General features: G+C 68.7%; 15 protein-coding genes. 13 read left to right on the top strand and 2 right to left on the bottom strand.

Features of this window, described 5'->3' with window-relative positions:
• Window positions 1-29 precede the first annotated feature (29 nt).
• The gene (locus ABFX45_RS29335) at window positions 30-326 is read right to left on the bottom strand and encodes a WhiB family transcriptional regulator (protein WP_109639009.1); all 297 of its coding nucleotides are present in this window, start codon (window positions 324-326) and stop codon (window positions 30-32) included.
• 180 nt (window positions 327-506) lie between these two features.
• Here ABFX45_RS29335 and ABFX45_RS29340 point away from each other — a divergent pair, with 180 nt between their 5' ends.
• The 4 genes from ABFX45_RS29340 (at window position 507) to ABFX45_RS29355 (ending at window position 4839) form a co-directional block, all read left to right on the top strand.
• Window positions 507-1448, top strand: a complete 942-nt coding sequence (locus ABFX45_RS29340) for a MerR family transcriptional regulator (protein ID WP_346133460.1) — start codon at window positions 507-509, stop codon at window positions 1446-1448.
• Window positions 1449-2475: 1027 nt separating this feature from the next.
• Complete coding sequence (locus ABFX45_RS29345) at window positions 2476-3072, top strand: response regulator transcription factor (protein ID WP_030471988.1); 597 nt, start codon at window positions 2476-2478, stop codon at window positions 3070-3072.
• 306 nt (window positions 3073-3378) lie between these two features.
• Window positions 3379-3951, top strand: a complete 573-nt coding sequence (locus ABFX45_RS29350; protein ID WP_086663889.1) for a sigma-70 family RNA polymerase sigma factor — start codon at window positions 3379-3381, stop codon at window positions 3949-3951.
• The gene (locus tag ABFX45_RS29355) at window positions 3952-4839 is read left to right on the top strand and encodes an anti-sigma-D factor RsdA (RefSeq protein WP_346133385.1); all 888 of its coding nucleotides are present in this window, start codon (window positions 3952-3954) and stop codon (window positions 4837-4839) included. It abuts the gene before it with no gap.
• 174 nt (window positions 4840-5013) lie between these two features.
• Here the strand turns inward: ABFX45_RS29355 and ABFX45_RS29360 are convergent, their stop codons facing one another.
• Window positions 5014-5397 carry a DUF5319 domain-containing protein gene (locus ABFX45_RS29360; protein ID WP_204763241.1) on the bottom strand — a complete coding sequence of 128 codons (384 nt, stop codon included), beginning with the start codon at window positions 5395-5397 and terminating at the stop codon, window positions 5014-5016.
• 127 nt (window positions 5398-5524) lie between these two features.
• Between ABFX45_RS29360 and guaB the strand changes: the two genes are divergently transcribed.
• The 9 genes from guaB (at window position 5525) to ABFX45_RS29405 (ending at window position 13782) form a co-directional block, all read left to right on the top strand.
• Complete coding sequence (gene guaB / locus ABFX45_RS29365; RefSeq protein ID WP_109639015.1) at window positions 5525-7036, top strand: IMP dehydrogenase; 1512 nt, start codon at window positions 5525-5527, stop codon at window positions 7034-7036.
• A 114-nt stretch (window positions 7037-7150) separates the two neighbouring features.
• Window positions 7151-8284: a GuaB3 family IMP dehydrogenase-related protein gene (locus tag ABFX45_RS29370; protein ID WP_109639016.1), complete on the top strand. Its 1134-nt coding sequence runs from the start codon at window positions 7151-7153 to the stop codon at window positions 8282-8284.
• Window positions 8285-8344: 60 nt separating this feature from the next.
• Window positions 8345-8692, top strand: a complete 348-nt coding sequence (locus ABFX45_RS29375; RefSeq protein ID WP_109639017.1) for a hypothetical protein — start codon at window positions 8345-8347, stop codon at window positions 8690-8692.
• A gap of 39 nt (window positions 8693-8731) precedes the next feature.
• Window positions 8732-8944 (top strand): hypothetical protein, encoded by a 213-nt coding sequence (locus tag ABFX45_RS29380; RefSeq protein ID WP_346133388.1) that lies wholly within the window; start codon window positions 8732-8734, stop codon window positions 8942-8944.
• A gap of 50 nt (window positions 8945-8994) precedes the next feature.
• A complete protein-coding gene (locus tag ABFX45_RS29385) occupies window positions 8995-9315 on the top strand; it encodes a type II toxin-antitoxin system Phd/YefM family antitoxin (RefSeq protein ID WP_346133390.1) in 321 nt (106 codons plus the stop codon).
• On the top strand, window positions 9308-9847 hold the full coding sequence (locus ABFX45_RS29390) for a type II toxin-antitoxin system RelE family toxin (protein WP_346133392.1): 540 nt from the start codon (window positions 9308-9310) through the stop codon (window positions 9845-9847). Before ABFX45_RS29385 ends, ABFX45_RS29390 begins: the two co-directional genes overlap by 8 nt.
• 33 nt (window positions 9848-9880) lie before the next feature.
• Window positions 9881-11557 carry an FAD-dependent oxidoreductase gene (locus ABFX45_RS29395; protein WP_109639021.1) on the top strand — a complete coding sequence of 559 codons (1677 nt, stop codon included), beginning with the start codon at window positions 9881-9883 and terminating at the stop codon, window positions 11555-11557.
• A gap of 12 nt (window positions 11558-11569) precedes the next feature.
• Window positions 11570-12529, top strand: a complete 960-nt coding sequence (locus tag ABFX45_RS29400) for an MBL fold metallo-hydrolase (protein ID WP_109639022.1) — start codon at window positions 11570-11572, stop codon at window positions 12527-12529.
• 5 nt (window positions 12530-12534) lie between these two features.
• Window positions 12535-13782, top strand: a complete 1248-nt coding sequence (locus tag ABFX45_RS29405) for an FAD-dependent monooxygenase (RefSeq protein WP_346133395.1) — start codon at window positions 12535-12537, stop codon at window positions 13780-13782.
• Window positions 13783-13793 lie beyond the last annotated feature (11 nt).

Consider the following 13793-nt stretch of genomic DNA (forward strand, 5'->3'; position numbering starts at 1 on the left):
CCTTCGTTTGGTGCCGACCCGGTTTTCGTCTAGACGATCGCCAATTGGCGCTTGCGGGCCTTGATGATGTGGTCGCGCTCCGATTCCGAGAGCCCGCCCCAAATTCCGTACGGTTCCTGCACCGCCAGCGCGTGTCTGCGACACATCTCCAGCACCGGGCAGTCGAGGCAGACGGCCTTGGCGCGAGCTTCCCGCCGCGCTCTCGCCGGGCCCCGTTCACCGTCGGGGTGGAAGAAGAACGCGCTGTCCATACCCCGGCACGAACCGCGCATCTGCCAATCCCACAGATCTGCGTTGGGACCAGGAAGCCTTCGGGTGTCCGCCATCGAGACCGCCTCCGTGACGACTGCTCCATTCGGCTTAACGATGATCCACCGTAGAACCGCGTCAAAACTTGTTCAAGAGGCTGAAGACCCAAATCAACTGATGGGTGACGGCACGCGTGTTCGATCACTCACCGCCCGGAGTTGCCGCCCGGATGAGGTGAACGGAACATGGCTCTCGTGATGACACAGCCGGAGCGCAGATCTGCCGGTGGTCACACGAGTGAGCCCCTTCTCTCAGTGGCCGCGGTGGCCAGGCGACTCGGCGTGGCTCCCGCCACCCTTCGCACCTGGGACCGCCGCTACGGGCTCGGGCCGAGCGATCACACGACCGGGCGGCACCGCAAATACGGGCCACGGGATGTTGCTCGCCTGGAATTGATGCAGCGCGCTCTTCTTCGTGGTGCCTCATCGGCCGAGGCGGCCCGTTTCGCGCTCGACTCGAAATCTTCGATGACGCACGGCGAGGTTCCTGCCGCACGAACGGGTGGCGGGCGTGGCCTGAAATTGGCCGGTGCGTCTCGATTGGCGCGCGGGCTCGGCAGGGCGGCGCTCGCGATGGACTCCATCGCGGTGCAGGAGATGCTCGCCGACTCGCTCGCGTCCGACGGCGTGATCGCGACGTGGATCGAGGTCGTGCGCCCGGTGCTGACGGCCGTTGCCGCGCGGTGGCAGCTGTCCGGTGCAGGGGTCGAGGTGGAGCATCTGTTGAACGAGTGCGTGCTCGCTGCGTTCGTGCGCGCGACGCCGCTCGTCACTCTTGGGCGCAACCATCGGCCCGTGCTGCTGGCGTGCATGCCAGAGGAGAGGCACAACCTTCCTCTCTATCCGTTGGCTGCTGAGCTGGCGCAGCGCGGTGTGGTCGTGCGGCAGCTCGGGGCCGCGCTGCCCGTGGACGCGTTGGCAGCCGCTGTGCGCCGGACCGCGCCGTCGGCCGTGGTGTTGTGGGCGCAGCTGCCCCGGTACGCCGATCCCGGAGTGCTGACCGCGCTGCCGCGGACCCGGCAGCAGGTGCGGCTGTTCGTGGGCGGGCCCGGATGGCGGCGCGGTGTGGTCACCACACCCGCCGAACGCGTGGAAGATCTCGCGGACGCCGTGGCCGCCGTCGAGAGCGCGGTGACCTGACGGCAGCGTGCCTGCCGTCGAGGTGGCCGTCACCTGACGGCACACTCTGCGGTGTGGAAGAGGAGCTGCGCCGAGCCGCCTTCGGTGACTCACCCGATCGCGACGTCTGGTCCGCCCTCTCGTCCGCCAACTCCCGCGTTCGATGGCTCGCTGCCGTGGTGCTCGGTGGCCAGGGGCACTACGCGGCGGCGGCCACCGTGCTGGATGCGCTCCGTCACGACCCCGACCCGGTGATCGCGTCCCTTTCTCTCTCGACGCGCGCGTCGCACCACCGTCAGCTCGGGGCGCATCACCTCGCTCGCCCACTCGATGGAGCCGCTCTCGCGCGCGTTCGGTCGACCGGTGGGGGCGATCCGGACGGTGTCGACGCGGACGGTGCCCGAACGGACGCTCTGCTCGGTCTCGCGGCCGACTCGCTCGGGGCAGGCCGGCTCGCTGAAGCCCGCCGGTTGCTCGCTCTGGTCCGGACGGGTTCGTGGAGGAGCCGGGTCCGGCGGGGCTGGGTGGCCGCCGAGATCGAGCTCGCGTCCGGTCAGGCGCACGCCGCGGTGGCGCCCGCCGAGGAGGCGTACGGCGTAGCGACGAGCAGAAACGCCCTCCGGCACGAGCTCAAGTCGGCACTGGTTCTCGGCACCGCGTTGGTCGTGTGGGGGACACCCGACGGGTCGACAAGAGGCGTTGAACTAGTCGAGTGTGAGCTAAATCACAGTGCCACGAGAGGGCTTCATCCGTTGATCTGGCCGAGCGCTCTTGTCCTGGTGGGCCATGCCCCCACGGTGGGCGCAGTCGCCATCGACCGGGCGACGGAGGCTCTGAGCTGCGTGTTACGCAGAGCTGATCCCGTCAGCCGTCAGGTCGCCCTTGATTCCCCGTGGGTGCCGAGTGGGCTGCTCCGTTCCGGGGAACCCCCGAACGCAGACCCTCAGATGAACTTCTTGACGGATTAAGCACCGGATCGTGTCAAGGTTGGGCCGCGAGCGTCCGATAGGGGAGATGGAACGTCACTCGGCTGCAGGAAGGAGTCCCCGTGACCACGGTCCTTATTTGCGACGACCGGCGCAGTGTGCGGGAGGGTCTCACCCGCGTGATGTCGGCTGTCCCCGGGGTTAGCCGCATCGACTGCGTAGCGCACGGTGACGAGTTGTTGGCTCGCTTTTCCAGGCAGCCGGTTGACGTCGTTCTGGTGGGAACCCAGCGCGCCGTCCCAACCGGGGTGGAAGCAACAAGGCGACTCGTCTCCGCCAATCCGCAGGCAAACGTCATCGTGTTCGGAGCACCTGACGACGCCGGCAGCATCGCCGCCGCGATCGCCGGTGGCGCCCGCGGCTACCTGAGGTGGGACGCGTCGCGTCCCGAGCTTGTGGCAGCCCTCGCGCACACGCTCGCCAGCACCTCGGTGCCGGCGCCGCGCCAGCCCTCCGACCCCGGCGTGCAGCTCACGGAGCGCGAGCTCCAGGTGCTGCGAGGCATGAGCCAGGGCAAGAGCAACGGCCAGATCGGCCGCGAGCTCTACCTGTCGGAGGACACGGTCAAGACGCACGCCCGTCGTCTCTTCCGCAAGCTCGGTGTTCGTGACCGCGCTCAGGCGGTCGCGCACGGCTTCCGGCGAGGCCTCGTCCAGTAGCTCTTCGCCGCACCGGCCCCGCGTCCTCATATGCCGCATGTGGGGACGCGGGGCCGGTGGCGTGAGACGGCTCACCAGCGGTATTGGCTGAGCTTTCGGGTCGCGCATTTAGCCCAGCCCGGTGACAATGTCGCCGGGCTGGAGTCGTTCGGCGTGTCTGCTGGTCACGCGGGGTGTCCATACCCCACTGATGAACAGAAGGCGCTAAGACCGGTACGGTGAGTACTGCTGCAACGAGTCGCCGTGAGTGACTCGTGCTGTTTCATGTCGGTACGCCAACAAGTAACACCAGGGCTGTTGTCTGCGATGACCAACTTGGGGGACGGACTGGACGCCGAAGTGGGCGCGGCCGTCGACGGCGACCGCCAGGCGATCGAACGCCTGCTGGCCTCCATTCGTCCTCTTGTGGTGCGGTACTGCCGCGCCAGAGTTGGCAGGCAGGAACGAAGCTTCGCTTCGGCGGACGATGTGGCCCAGGAGGTGTGTCTCGCGGTGCTCACGGCATTGCCCAGCTACCGCGATCAGGGTCGGCCCTTCCTCGCGTTCGTATACGGGATCGCGGCACACAAGGTCGCCGATTCACATCGGTCTGCCGCCAGGAACCGCTCAGAGCCCGTTCCCGAAGTTCCCGACGCGCCGGAGACCGAAGCTGGTCCGGAACAGCGGGCGATGCAGGGCGAGCTCTCCGATCGGATGGCTGTACTACTGCGCGTCCTGCCGGAGAAGCAGCGGGAGATCCTGCTGTTGAGGGTGGTGGTCGGACTATCCGCCGAGGAAACTGCCGAGGCGGTCGGTTCGACGCCGGGTGCGGTCCGGGTGGCGCAACACCGTGCGCTGGCTCGGCTCCGCAAGTCGCTGGCAGCGGAGGAGGTGGTCTGAGTGGCCGACGAGCATGGAAAGGACGACGAGCAAGTGCGCGGACAGGACGATAGAACCCCGCACGAACCCGTCGCAGACGATCTTTCGGCTGTACAGGCCGATGACAGGCTGCTCGACGCACTGGGGGCGGCAACGCCGGGTGCGGCCGGCTCCCTGGTCGACGACGAGCTGAACGCGTTGCTGCTCGCATGGCGCAACGAGGTGGAGACCGCGCCCTTCGGCGAGCTGGTCGACACCGAGACCGCCATCGTCACGATCCAGGCTGCCCGCCCGCAGCCGGTGAGCAGGCACCGCTACCTGATCCCCCTGGCAAGCGCCGCCGCGGTACTGGCCATCGCCTTCACCGGCGTGAGCCTGGTGGCCCGCGACGCCCAGCCCGGCGACGCCCTCTGGGGCCTCACCCGAGTGCTCTACTCCGAGCACGCGAAGTCGATCGAAGCCGCGGCAATCGTGCGCAGCGACCTCGACTCGGCCCGCCTCGCGCTGCGCGAAGGCAAGGTCAACGAGGCCCGCGAGAAGCTCGACAAGGTGGAGGCCAGCCTGGAGTCGGTCTCGACCGACGACGGCAAGGCCCAGCTCGAGGAAAAGCACAAGGAGCTCGAAAAGGAGCTCGACACCAACACCTCGACCACCGCGCCGCCCGTGACGACGCCTCCGGTCACCCAGCCGACGCAGCCCACGCAGCCCTCAACCTCGTCCGCGCCGCCGTCGAGCGAGCCGCCGGTCACGACGCAGCCGACCCCGTCGACCTCGTCGGCGACCCCGCCGCCACCGACGTCGAACGGCGAGCCGCCTCCGCCGCCGCCTCCGCCCGCCACTGGCACCGGGGAGACGCCTGGTTCCGCCGGAGCTACCGGAGAGAGTGCCGGGCAGACCGGGTCCAACTGAGACCCCAACTGAGACGCAGTGTGAACGGCCCCTGATCTTTCGAGGTCAGGGGCCGTTCACACGCATTTGGTGGTCACACGTCAGGTGGAATGTGATCGGGCTGCTCGCCCCTGGCGTTCACACCCGCCGGGCGCTTCCCGGCGGGTGCGCAGCATCACTCGAAGGCCAGGGGCGTCAGCGCGCCGACTCCGTGGCCGTCACGCCGTCCGCGTAGCCGCGGCAGTATTCCCAGCTCACGTAAGCGCCGGGGTCCGGGTCGAAGGCGGGTTCGTGCGGGCGCATGCGGCCGTCGGCGAGCAGCTGTTCGAGTGAGGCTCGTAACAGCGCCCAGTCGTGGTAGTGGGGTTCCTGGCACTCGCCGCAGTCGACGACGATGCCGCGCACCCCGCGGTGTTCCAGCAGGGCTTGGTAGACGGCGAGGTCGCTCAGATCGCTGACCAGCTCCGCTCGTTCGTCTTCGTCCATCGGGGGATGGTCGTGGTCCGGCTCCCCGAGAGTGAGCGCGGGGTCCTCGGGGTCGCCCTCGAAGGGGTCTGGTGGCAACGCGTCGTGCGGCACGACCCCGCACGGTACCCGCCGTACCCCCACGGGCGTCCAGATACCATGGGCAGCACCGCCTCCGCCTGCGGAAACCTGACCCGCGGGCAGAGGGGCAGACCGCACGACGGAAGGCATGTCACCCGCTATGACCAGCGAGCTCAACGCTGACGGAGTCCCGAGCAAGTTCGCCATGCTGGGACTGACCTTCGACGACGTGCTCCTGCTGCCGGCCGAGTCCGACGTCGTTCCCAGCGGCGTCGACACGAGCACCAGGATCTCGCGCAACATCACCCTCAAGATTCCGCTGGCCAGCGCCGCGATGGACACGGTCACCGAGGGTCGGATGGCGATCTCGATGGCGCGTCAGGGCGGCATCGGCGTGCTGCACCGCAACCTGAGCGTCGAGGACCAGGCCCGGCAGGCGGAGACCGTCAAGCGGTCCGAGGCCGGCATGGTCACCGACCCGGTCACGTGCTCGCCGGACGACACGCTGGCTCAGGTCGACGCGCTGTGCGCCCGCTACCGCATCTCCGGTGTGCCGGTCACCGACGCGAACAACAAGCTGGTGGGCATCATCACGAACCGCGACATGCGGTTCGAGCTCGACCACACCAAGCGCGTCAGCGAGGTCATGACCAACGGACCGCTGGTCACCGCGCAGGTCGGCGTGTCGGCCGACGCCGCGCTGGGGCTGCTGCGCCGTCACAAGGTCGAGAAGCTGCCGATCGTCGACGGTGACGGCAAGCTGCAGGGCCTGATCACGGTCAAGGACTTCGTCAAGACCGAGCAGTACCCGAACGCCACCAAGGACCCGGACGGCCGCCTGCTGTGCGCCGCCGCCGTCGGTGTGGGCGAGGACTCCTTCGTGCGCGCCATGACGCTCGCCGACGCCGGTGTGGACGTGCTGATGGTCGACACGGCGCACGGCCACTCGCGCGGCGTGCTGGAGATGGTCGCCCGCATCAAGAAGGAGCTCGGCGACTCCGTCGACGTCGTGGGCGGCAACATCGCGACGCGGTCCGGTGCCCAGGCGCTGGTCGACGCGGGCGCGGACGGCGTCAAGGTCGGTGTCGGGCCCGGCTCGATCTGCACCACGCGCGTCGTCGCGGGTGTCGGCGTGCCGCAGATCTCCGCGATCTACGAGGCCTCGCTCGCCTGCCGCCCCGCCGGTGTGCCGGTGATCGGTGACGGTGGCATCCAGTACTCCGGCGACATCGCCAAGGCCATCGCGGCCGGCGCGTCCGCCGTGATGCTCGGCTCGCTGCTCGCGGGCACGACCGAGGCGCCCGGCGACCTGATCCTGGTCAACGGCAAGCAGTTCAAGACCTACCGCGGCATGGGCTCGCTGGCGGCGATGCAGTCCCGCGGCGAGAACAAGTCGTTCTCGAAGGACCGCTACTTCCAGGACGACGTCCTCAACGAGGACAAGCTCGTCCCCGAGGGCATCGAGGGCCGCACGCCGTTCCGCGGGCCGCTGTCCCAGGTCGTGCACCAGCTCAACGGCGGCCTGCGCGCGGCGATGGGCTACACGGGTTCCCGCACGATCGCCGAGCTGCAGAACCAGCAGCTCGTGCGCATCACCGCGGCGGGCCTGAAGGAAAGCCACCCGCACGACATCACGATGACCGTCGAAGCCCCGAACTACACCACCCGTTAGGGTGTTCGGGCTCGCTCGGGGGAAGTGTGTCCGCGGAAAGCGCGGACCGCGTCGCTCGCAGTGTCTTTGCTGGGGGCGGCCCCCAGACCCCCGGACGAAGGAGAGGAACCACAGGTGCGCGATCTGGTCGAGATCGGCATGGGCCGGACCGCGAGGCGGGCCTACGAGCTGGACGACATCGAGATCATCCCGTCCCGTCGCACGAGGTCGTCGAAGGACGTCTCGACGACGTGGCAGATCGATGCCTACCGCTTCGACATCCCGCTGATCACCCACCCGACCGACGCGATCGTGTCGCCGGGCGTCGCGGTCGCGGTCGGCGAGCTGGGCGGTCTCGGAGTGCTCAACGCCGAGGGCCTCTGGGCGCGGCACGGCGACGTCGACGAGGCGCTGTTCCGCCTGGTGCAGGCCACGGAGGACAGCGACGACCCGGCCGCGGCCGTGAAGGTGCTGCAGGAGCTGCACGCCGCCCCGCTGCGGATGGACCTGGTCGCCGAGGCGATCAAGCAGATCCGCGAGTCGGGCGTCACCGTCGCGGTCCGCGTCAGCCCGCAGCGCGCCGCGGAGCTGACCCCGGACCTGCTGGCCGCCGGCGTCGAGATCCTGGTCGTGCAGGGCACGATCATCTCGGCCGAGCACGTGTCGCGCGACGGTGAGCCGCTGAACCTGAAGTCGTTCATCGCGGACCTCGACATCCCGGTGATCGCCGGTGGTGTCGGCGACTACCGCACGGCCATGCACCTGATGCGCACCGGCGCGGCGGGCGTGATCGTCGGCTACGGCTACACGCCGGGCGTCACCACCACCGACTCCGTGCTGGGCATCGGCGTGCCGATGGCCACCGCGATCGCCGACGCCGCGGCCGCCCGCCGCGACTACCTCGACGAGACCGGCGGCCGCTACGTGCACGTCATCGCGGACGGCGGGATCACGACCTCTGGCGACGTGGCGAAGTCCATCGCCTGCGGTGCCGACGCCGTGATGCTGGGCGAGCCCCTCGCCGCCGCGACCGAGGCGCCCGGCCAGGGCCTGTACTGGACCGCCTCGTCCGCGCACCCGTCGGTGCCGCGCAGCCTGGTCGCGGAGGCCGTGGACCAGGAGCTCGACCTGCGCAAGCTGCTGTTCGGCCCGTCCTCCGACCCGCGCGGCGTGACGAACCTGTTCGGCGCGCTCAAGCGGGCCATGGCCAAGACCGGCTACTCCGACCTCAAGGAGTTCCAGAAGGTCGGCCTTACGATCCGCGGCTGAACTCGATCATCCAGAAGGGTGCGCTCCAGCCGGGGCGCACCCTTCTGCTTTGCTGGAACCGTGCCGCTCGTCGAGATCACCTACGCACCTCACGTCCCCCACAAAGCGCTGAAGGAACTCGCCGCGATGCTCCCGCACGCGGTGTCGGTGGCCGTGGAGTGCCCAGAGGAGCCCTACGACGGCAACCTCCAGCCCGGTGACGTGGAACTGCGCTTCCGCGCCCGCGGCCCGTTCGACTCGGACGGCGTGGACGTGGTGATCGAGATCCGCTCCAAGTGGTTCGAGAGCCGCGCCGCCAACCGTCAGGACCGCGTCGACGGACTGTGCGCGGCGGTCGCGGAAGCGACAGGGCTGAACGACATCGGCATCTACCTGAGCCTCCCGGTGGCGGCCTGGGCCCAAAGCTGATCTTGCAACCGGCCCCGCCACTCACGCGTCCTGAAAGGCATGGACTTGGACATCCTGTTCGGCGGCAACAGTGACAACAGCACGGATCTGGACACGATCGACACGGACGCCGAGGTCCAGGACGTCGAGGACGCACCCGAGGAGAACGGCATCGGCTGGAAGGTCCTGGCCCTGTTCATCTGCGGCGGCCTGGTGATCACCGCGCTGGCCGTCGCCTTCATGGTGTGGGTCATCGAGGGCCTGGTCCTGTAGGTCCGGCGGGCCCTCTGTCATCTGTGCACTTTTTCTGTATAGTTTTCTGCATGGCTGCTCTTCACGAGGCTCGTGAGCTGACCGTCACCGAGGCCACAAAGCGTGGTGTCGCCGGTCTGGTCGCCGACGCCGAGCAAAGCGGTCCGGTGGTTGTCACCAGGCACAGTCGTCCGGTCGCCGCAGTCGTCCCCATGAGCCGCCTGTCCGAGATCGACGAAGCGGCCGCTGACCTGAGGGATCTGGCGCTCGTGCTGGCGCGTTCGGCCGCCGATTCCGGCCGCCGCACCTCCCTCGACGATGTGCTGGCGGCCTTCGGGCACACCCGTGAGTCGCTGGCGGCGATGAAGGACGACGACGCGCTCGATGACTGAGGTTCTGTTCACCGACGCGGCGATCGACGACCTGCGTCGCCTCGGGCCGGATGTCGTGCCCAAGGTGCTCAAGAAGATCCAGATTCTGGTCGACGATCCGCAGGCGGGGCATCCGCTCGGTGGTGAGCTCACCGGCTTTCGGAAGTTGGTGGTCGGGCGCAACCACTGGCGGATCGTCTACCGGATCGCCGCCGACGGCGCGGTCGAGGTGTGCGAAGTCTGGTGCGTTGGTGCCCGTTCGGACGCCGAGGTCTACGCCGAGGCGTCGGCGAGGGTCGCCGAGGTGGCGGACCGGGACTCGACGCTGGCCAGGCTGGCTGACGTGATCGGCAGGCTCGGCCGGCTCGCGGGAGACGTGATCGTCGAGCAGCCCGTGGTGCGGGAGCCGGTCCCGGACTGGCTGGCGCAAAGACTCGTGCACACCGCGGGCGTGCCGGTGGAGAAGGTGGCCGCCCTGAGTCTTGAACAGGCGGTCGACCTCTGGACTGCCTTCATCAGTTCTCCCTCCGCGTCTGAACCGATCGGGGACTAGGCGTTACCGGAAGTAACGCCTACTCTCCGGTCCATGGGTGAACTCGCCGGTAACTTCGATGTCGTCATCGTCGGCTCCGGGTTCGGTGGCAGCGTTGCCGCGCTCCGCCTGACCGAGAAGGGCTACCGCGTCGCCGTGCTGGAGGCGGGACGCAGGTTCGCCGACGACGAGTTCGCCAAGACCAGCTGGAACCTCCGCAAGTACCTGTGGGCGCCGCAGCTCAGGTGCTTCGGCATCCAGCGCATCCACCTCCTCCGCAACGTCATGGTGCTGGCCGGGGCGGGAGTCGGCGGCGGCAGCCTCGTCTACGCCAACACGCTCTACCGGCCGCTCAAGCCGTTCTACGAGGACCGGCAGTGGGCGCACATCACCGACTGGCAGGACGAGCTGGAGCCGTTCTACGACCAGGCGAGCCGCATGCTGGGTGTCGTCACGAACCCCACCACGACCCCGAGCGACGTCGTCATGCAGAAGGTCGCGAAGGACATGGGCGTCGAGGACAGCTACCACCCGACGCCTGTCGGCGTGTACTTCGGCGAGCCGGGCAAGAAGGCCGAGGACCCGTACTTCGGGGGTGCCGGGCCGGAGCGCACCGGGTGCACCGAGTGCGGCAGCTGCATGTCCGGTTGCCGGGTGGGCGCCAAGAACACGCTGGTCAAGAACTACCTCTACCTCGCGGAGAAGCTCGGCGCGCAGGTCTACCCGCTGACCACGGTCACCAGGCTCGACGAGAACGACGGCCGGTGGACCATCGAGACCAAGACGACCGGCGGCAGGGCGAAGAAGATCTTCACCGCCGACCAGGTCGTGCTCGCCGCCGGCACGTGGGGCACGCAGCAGCTCCTGCACCGGGCCAGGGCGACCACCCTGCCCAAGATCTCGAAGAAGCTCGGTGAGCTCACCCGCACCAACTCCGAGTCGATCATCGGGGCCGCGAGGTACTCGGTCGACCCGGACAACGACTTCACCAAGGGTGTCGCGATCACGAGCTCCATCCACCCCGACGAGATCACGCACATCGAGCCCGTCCGTTACGGCAAGGGCAGCAACGCCATGGGACTGCTGCAGACCCTCGCCACGGACGGTGCGGCGAGCACTCCGAGGTGGCTGCAGTTCCTCAAAGAAGCGGTGAAGCACCCGTTGAAGGTCCTCAGGCTGCTGAGCGTGCACCGGTGGAGCGAGCGAACCGTGATCCTGCTGGTGATGCAGAGCCTCGACAACTCCATCACCACGTTCCTCAAGCGCGGCAAACTCAGCAGCAAGCAGGGGCACGGCGAGCCCAACCCGGCGTTCATCCCCGCCGGTCACGAGGCGAACCTGTTGGCAGCCAAGCACATCGACGGCATGGCCGGCGGTACGTGGGGTGAGCTGTTCAACATCCCGCTGACCGCGCACTTCATCGGCGGCTGCGCGATCGGCGCCACCGAGGAAGACGGCGTGATCGATCCGTACCACCGCGTCTTCAACTACCCAGGACTGTCCGTTGTGGACGGTGCAGCGATCAGTGCGAACCTCGGCGTGAACCCGAGTCTCACGATCACCGCGCAGGCAGAGCGGGCGTTCTCGCTGTGGCCGAACAAGGGTGAGCAGGACCAGCGGCCGGACCAGCACCAGCCGTACCGGAGGATCAGCCCGACGAGGCCGAGGAACCCGGCGGTGCCCGATCAAGCTCCAGCCGCATTGCGGTTGCCGATCGTGAAGGCGTCCTGACACGGTGGAGTCATGGCCAAAAAGCCTTTTGCCTCCAGCGCCGACCTCGCCCCGAAGGACGAGGTGTTCGTCGAGCTCGCCGAGGGTGTCTACGCCCTGACCGCCGAAGGCGACCCCAACGTCGGGGCGATCGAGGCCGAGGACTTCCTGATCTGCTTCGAAGCGCGCGCCACACCCGCGGCCGCGCGCCGGTGGCTCACCACGCTGCGCAAACACACGAAGAAGCCGGTCCGGTACCTGGTGCTCAGCCACTACCACGCCGTCCGCACGCTCGGCGCCAGCGCGTTCGACGCCCAGGAGATCGTCGCGCACGAGATGACGCGGGTGCTGATCGCCGAACGCGGGCAGCAGGACTGGGCGAGCGAGTACGGCCGCATGCCTCGGCTCTTCGAGAAGCCGGAGGAGATTCCCGGCCTGACCTGGCCGACGCTCACGTTCTCCGACCGCATGACGATCCCGCTGGGCGACGAGCGCGGCGACCTCGTGCTGCAGCACCTCGGCCGCGGGCACACGGCGGGCGACATCGTGGCGTGGCTGCCGCAGCAGCGCATCCTCTTCGCCGGTGACCTCGTCGAGTCGCAGGCCGCGCTCTACACCGGTGACGCCTTCCACGACGAGTGGGCGACGTCCACTTTGGACGAGGTCGAGGATCTGGGCGCGGAGGTTCTCGTCGGCGGGCGGGGCAGGGTCGCCCGCGACCGCATCGAGGTCGACGCCGCGATCAACCAGAGCAGGCACTTCCTCAACGAGCTGCGCCGCACGGTCGGCGGGGTGCACGCCGACGGCGGCACGCTCAAGCAGGCCTTCGAGCTGGCGCACAGGACGCTCGAACCCCGCTACGGGCGCTGGCCGATCTTCGAGCACTGCCTGCCGTTCAACGTGAAGCGCTACTGGGACGAGTGCGACGGCAAGGACTGGCCGGAGATCTGGACCGCCGAACGCGACCGCGCCGTGTGGGACGCCCTCCAGTGAAACCGGTGCTCATCGTCGGTGCCGGGCCGGTCGGCCTCACCGCCGCGCTCTTCCTGGCCCGCGCCGGCGTGCCGAGCGTGATCCTGGAGAAGGCCGAGCGGCGCAGCCGGCAGGGCAGCCGCTCGATCTGCGTCCAGCGCGACGTCCTGGAGATCCTCGAACGGATCGGCGTCGGCCAGGCGGTCGCCGACGCGGGTGTCACCTGGTACACCGGCCGCACCTACCACCGCGACCGCGAGGTGCTGACCCTGACCTTCCCGGAGGTCAAGGGTTTCCCGCCGTTCGTGAACACCCCGCAGACCGTCGTCGAGCAGCTGCTGGAAGAACGCGTCCGCACCGAGCCGCTCATCGAGCTCCGCTACGGCCGCGCCCTCACGACTTTGATCCAGGACGACGAGGGAGTGTCCACACAGGACGGAATCGCGGCGACCCACTGCATCGCCGCGGACGGCGTGCACTCGACGGTGAGACAGCTCCTGGACATCCCGTTCGAGGGCTTCTCGTTCGACGACCGGTTCATCATCGCCGACGTCCGCGTCGACCTGGACTTCGAGACACCAGAACGCCGTTTCTACTTCGACCCGCCGTGGAATCCCGGCCGCCAGGTGCTTCTGCACCCGCAACCGGAGGGCGTCTGGCGGATCGACTGGCAGGTGGCCGAGGACGTCCAGCTCACCGACGACCACATCCGCGCGATCGTCGGGGACAAGCCGTACGAGGTGGTCTGGCAGTCCACCTACCGCTTCCACCAGCGCCGCGCGAAAGCCTTCAGAAAGGGCAGGATCCTGCTCGCCGGCGACGCCGCGCACGTGATGAGCCCGTTCGGCGCCCGCGGCCTGAACTCCGGCATCTGCGACGCCGACAACGCGGCGTGGAAGATCGCGGCCGACCGCACCGGCTACGCGGGCCCGCACCTCCTCGACTCCTACGAGATCGAACGCGGGCAGGCCGCCGACGAGAACCTGAGGATCACCGGCGACACGATGCGATTCCTGGTGCCGGGGAACGAAGAAGAGCGCGCACACCGGCAGAAGGCACTCGAGACAGGCGAAGGCATCGACTCCGGCAAGCTCTTCACGCCGTTCTCCTACGAGAACTCCCCGCTCACGACCGACGGTGGCGACCTGATCCCGGGCTCCCGCACCGCGGGACCCGGCTTCACGACGAGGGACGGCTGGCTGATCAGGCCGGATGGGCATGTTGCCGCACACCGTTGCGACGATCAGGTGAAGCTCCGCGCACTCGGCTGGTGAGGAGTGACCCA

The sequence above is a fragment of the Lentzea roselyniae genome (genome assembly GCF_039537795.1).
Classification (GTDB): Bacteria; Actinomycetota; Actinomycetes; order Mycobacteriales; family Pseudonocardiaceae; genus Lentzea; species Lentzea atacamensis.

Coding starts and splice junctions, on each gene's coding strand:
- ABFX45_RS29395 (WP_109639021.1), top strand. CDS start 9,881: ATGGGTGAACTCGCCGGTAACTTCGATGTCGTCATCGTCGGCTCCGGG.
- ABFX45_RS29390 (WP_346133392.1), top strand. CDS start 9,308: ATGACTGAGGTTCTGTTCACCGACGCGGCGATCGACGACCTGCGTCGC.
- ABFX45_RS29400 (WP_109639022.1), top strand. CDS start 11,570: ATGGCCAAAAAGCCTTTTGCCTCCAGCGCCGACCTCGCCCCGAAGGAC.
- ABFX45_RS29350 (WP_086663889.1), top strand. CDS start 3,379: ATGACCAACTTGGGGGACGGACTGGACGCCGAAGTGGGCGCGGCCGTC.
- ABFX45_RS29340 (WP_346133460.1), top strand. CDS start 507: ATGACACAGCCGGAGCGCAGATCTGCCGGTGGTCACACGAGTGAGCCC.
- ABFX45_RS29335 (WP_109639009.1), bottom strand. CDS start 326: ATGGCGGACACCCGAAGGCTTCCTGGTCCCAACGCAGATCTGTGGGAT.
- guaB (WP_109639015.1), top strand. CDS start 5,525: ATGACCAGCGAGCTCAACGCTGACGGAGTCCCGAGCAAGTTCGCCATG.
- ABFX45_RS29380 (WP_346133388.1), top strand. CDS start 8,732: ATGGACTTGGACATCCTGTTCGGCGGCAACAGTGACAACAGCACGGAT.
- ABFX45_RS29385 (WP_346133390.1), top strand. CDS start 8,995: ATGGCTGCTCTTCACGAGGCTCGTGAGCTGACCGTCACCGAGGCCACA.